Raw genomic sequence first — 3,930 nt, 5'->3', positions numbered from 1 at the left:
CCGCGTTCAACGCGCCGGGGGCAGGGGCCATCTTCGTTCTGGAGGAACTCGTCGGCCGCTTCGAAGCCCGCACTGTCTGCTCGGCACTAGGAGCCTCCGTAGCAGCCATTCTCGTGGCGCGCGCCATGCTAGGCGGCAACCCGGATTTCATGGTCTCTGTAGCACCCACAGTGATCAATGTTTCGACACAGCTCCTGTTTCTGCTGACCGGGCTCGTGATAGGTGTCCTCTCCGTCCTGTATAACCGGACTGTCCTCACCACATTGCGGTTCGCAGAAGGTTTCCCGGTCGGAGTAGAGATGCGCGCGGCACTGATCGGCGCTCTGGCAGGCGTTGTCGTCTGGCTGACCCCGCATCTGGCGGGAGGCGGAGACTGGCTGACGCAAAGTGCGATCGACGGCGCCGTTACATGGTCGGTCATCCCATGGCTGTTCGTCTTGCGTCTGGCCCTGGGAGCGCTCTCCTATGCAGCCGCGACCCCGGGCGGCCTGTTCGCGCCTATGCTGGCGCTCGGCGCGCTTGCCGGTCTCGGTTGTGGCGATATCGCACATGCGCTTGAACCGCGTCTGGCGGGCGATACCGTTCCCTTCGTTATTGTCGGAATGGCGGCGATGTTCGCTGGGTCCGTCCGTGCGCCCCTGACGGGGATTATTCTCGTCACGGAGATGACCAATGCGACCAGCTTGCTGCTGCCACTTCTCTCCGGGAGCTTCGCCGCCATGCTAGTCGCGGACGGCATGCAGGAGCCACCTATCTATGAATCCCTTCGCAACCGGGCCGCCGTCGCCAAACGCTAAGGTCGCGGGCAGTACAGACCGCCCCTGGGAGTTCTTTGATCCACTCGCGTACCTTTAAATGAACATCGCCTTCTTATTGATTGTGACCAACAGAAGACCTTCCGCTCCCCCCAAGATGGACATGGAGCGAATCCTCGGCATGGAACAAGTCCGACTAAAAACGGTCTTTTAACCTAATTAAGGGACTCCTTGTAACCTGATTAAGGTTACTTTTGGTGGGGTTTGGCTGCGTGGAAGCCGGGGTTCTCCTAATTCAGGAATTTCGACATCCGATTGGCTTTGCGTCCGGATTTTTTACGTTCAACAAGAGAAGTTAAGGTTATATTAGAGTAAATTATAATTCGTTCTGACGTGCGACCTTGATTCTGCGGCCGGGCAAATGATATCTACCGTGATACCTATCAAATCCTGGAGCGCCCCATGTCGGAAACCGCGAAGATTTTCATGACCGGCCGCAGCCAGGCGGTCCGGCTGCCCGCTGCCTATCGGTTCGAGACGTCCGAGGTCAGCATCCGCCGCGACCCGGAAACGGGCGATGTCATTCTCTCGGCCCGGCCCGAGGACTGGGACAAGGTTTTCTCGGCCATCCGCCGCAGTCGGGGGGCGGAGCTGTTCCCGGCTGGTCGGCAGCAGGACGACCGGTCCCGCGATCCTTTTGCAGGGCTCGAAGAGTGAACGCCTGGATGTTCGATACGAACACCGTCAGCGACATCATTCGCGGTGACGAGATGGTTCTGCGTCACGTCGAACGTCTCGATCCCCGGCGGTGCTGTGTGTCGGCTGTCACGGCTGGAGAGGTCGCCTATGGTCTTGCCAGACGGCCGGATGCCACACGACTGCACCGACTGACGCATGCCGTCATGGACCACCTGGAGGTGCTGCCCTGGGACAGAGAGACCGCCCAGCGTTACGGTCGGCTGCGCGCCAGCCAGGAGCGGCATGGTCTGCCTCTGGGGGCGCTGGATATGATGATTGCTGCCCATGCGCTGACCTGCGAAAGGACCCTGGTTACCAGCGATCAGGCCTTTGCGACCATCAAGGGCCTTGAGGTGCGTAATTTCCGGATCGGATGAGACATGATCGTACCATGTCCCCAAACTGTCGTTCAAGGGGTTTGCCTCGGAAAACGGAAGAGAACGGCCATGCCGGCCTCGCCTGATGTCCTGCCAACCCTGAAAGGTGGCGTGCCGACCCTGGGGGATGTGGCGGCCGTGCTGACACGCACCGCAACACTATGCGGGCAGCTTGATCAGCAGTTGCACGGGCATCCCCTGCGTGTCGTGATTCTGTTCCGCGCACGCCTGGAGGCCGCCCGGAACTGCGCGGCTGTCGACGGCTTTCTTGTCGATCCTTGGCACCTGGCTGCCGTGCTTGAAGGGTTGCGGCAAGGATTCGTGGCCAGAATATCTTTGAACGGGGCAGCGAGGTCGATGCGGTTCACGCAGCCTTCGAACAGTATCAGTGGCTGGCACGGCCCACGGGCCTGCAACGGGACGCGATCGTCCAGGCAACGCATGCTGTCAAACCCTTTGACCGGGCCATGGGGCCGCTGCTGGGCGGGGCACTGGCTTTCCGCCAGTGGATAGAGACCGGCCACGGCCGCGTACCCTTGCGTGGCGCCCTTGTGCGTCTGTGGTGCGAGGACGGGCTGCTGCGCACGCCTCTTCCTCTCACGGGAGCGGCAGCTTTCCGGTCAGGAACGTCCTGGACAGCGCGGAACTGGGTGCCAGCCTGGCTGAGCGCTATCGGGGATGAAGCTGAGGCCATCCGCGCGATGGCCCGAGCACTCGAGGCCTCATGGCGCCAGGCGCGTCTTCAGGCCGGCGACCAGAGACGGAATTCCCGTGCGTCTGCCGCCATTGACGTGATTGCCGCCCATCCGGTGATTTCGGCGACGTCGCTGGCCGCCCGGCTTTCGATGTCGATTAAGGCCGCCTGCCTGCTGCTCGAGCGTTTCCTGGAGCGCGGCCTGATCGTGGAAGTGACGCACAGATCGGCGCGCCGGCTTTTCGCGCTCCGGGACATGGAGCCGCTCCAGGAGGTTGTCCAACCGCGCCAGAAAACAATACCCGGGCGGAAACGTGGCACGCCCCGGGCCACCGGTATGCCCGAAGTGCCCCCAGTGGAGGACAGTTCCGTCCAGCGGGATTTTCAGCCGCTTGAGCGCTGGGCACCGGATTATTCCGAACTTGAAGCTGCGATGGCTGAAGTCGATCTGCTTTGTCGCAGGAGCCAAGCTTGAAGGATCCATCCAGACTGACACGAGCATCCGGATAGAGATAGCCGTTGGTATTACTCTGTGTCACCTGAATATGGGACATACGTTCAAAAGAGATCATGATATATTGCAACACTATTAAAATTAGGAATAGTATCATGTGTGATTGGGACAAATATAGGAAAGAATACCCCATTTTTACAGGGGTTATTCAGGGTGCTTTAAAATATAAAAATAAAACATTTAATGGGATATGTCGAACTGGATCAATGTTTGGGTTGAACGGTACTGAAGCATTATCAAATGTTCACATGCATAACGCAGCAATGTTTTGGTTGGTAAAAGGAATCGCTCTTCAGGATAAAAATAATTTAGGCACATGTTATAACGCTTTACAGAGATATAAATATATACCTTGCCACAACTTAAATAGCGAAAATATTGTTAATGGTTGTAAGATTATTGCCAATAATAAAGATGTACAATGGTATGCGAGCCAAAAATTTAGTGAGATAATTGGGGAGACTATCGCCGCAGGTATTGTAGCCGCTAAGATGAAAAAACTTGTTGGTCCAAAGATAAGTAAACCAATATTGTTTTTTATAGGTTTAAATGGATCAATAGGTACCATACTTAATGATAGTACAGGAGAGCTTAACCACACTCTGGATTTTGTGTATAAAAATTTTGTACACAAGAGCTGAAATTGAAAAACTAGGCTCAGGACCTATTGATTTATTGAACTGAGCGAGAAGTTGTGATTCACAGGCTTACTGATGGAAGGTGGGCCTATGAGTGATGTGTTTATGCTATCTGAGAGCCAGATGGGGCGGATTGAGCCATTTTTTCCACTGGCGCACGGAGTGCCACGTGTGGATGACCGGCGTGTTCTGAGCGGTATCGTTTATGTGATCC

Annotated in this window: 6 protein-coding genes and 1 pseudogene; all 7 read left to right on the top strand. The window is 56.4% G+C overall.

Annotated features, from left to right (window positions below; all coding sequences use genetic code 11):
• Positions 1-797: chloride channel protein (locus tag JCM25146_RS15495; protein WP_025829169.1), on the top strand; the 797-nt coding region annotated here is incomplete at its 5' end.
• Between the two features lie 420 nt (positions 798-1,217).
• Positions 1,218-1,472 carry an antitoxin gene (locus JCM25146_RS15490; RefSeq protein WP_025829167.1) on the top strand — a complete coding sequence of 85 codons (255 nt, stop codon included), beginning with the start codon at positions 1,218-1,220 and terminating at the stop codon, positions 1,470-1,472.
• Positions 1,473-1,480: 8 nt separating this feature from the next.
• Positions 1,481-1,870: a type II toxin-antitoxin system VapC family toxin gene (locus JCM25146_RS15485; protein ID WP_025829165.1), complete on the top strand. Its 390-nt coding sequence runs from the start codon at positions 1,481-1,483 to the stop codon at positions 1,868-1,870.
• Between the two features lie 69 nt (positions 1,871-1,939).
• Entirely contained in the window at positions 1,940-2,383 is a 444-nt protein-coding gene (locus JCM25146_RS24330) for a hypothetical protein (protein ID WP_025829163.1), read from the top strand.
• Between the two features lie 188 nt (positions 2,384-2,571).
• Positions 2,572-3,039, top strand: a complete 468-nt coding sequence (locus tag JCM25146_RS24325; RefSeq protein ID WP_242401193.1) for a hypothetical protein — start codon at positions 2,572-2,574, stop codon at positions 3,037-3,039.
• A 134-nt stretch (positions 3,040-3,173) separates the two neighbouring features.
• Positions 3,174-3,719, top strand: a complete 546-nt coding sequence (locus tag JCM25146_RS22265) for a hypothetical protein (RefSeq protein ID WP_148299125.1) — start codon at positions 3,174-3,176, stop codon at positions 3,717-3,719.
• An 87-nt stretch (positions 3,720-3,806) separates the two neighbouring features.
• Positions 3,807-3,930 (top strand): annotated as a pseudogene (locus JCM25146_RS24320) (IS5/IS1182 family transposase); the annotation flags it as partial.

The sequence above is a fragment of the Acetobacter okinawensis JCM 25146 genome, assembly GCF_000613865.1.
Lineage (GTDB): Bacteria > Pseudomonadota > Alphaproteobacteria > Acetobacterales > Acetobacteraceae > Acetobacter > Acetobacter okinawensis.
Note: the sequence above shows the minus strand (reverse complement) of the source record. Positions and strands in the feature narration are given on the sequence as shown.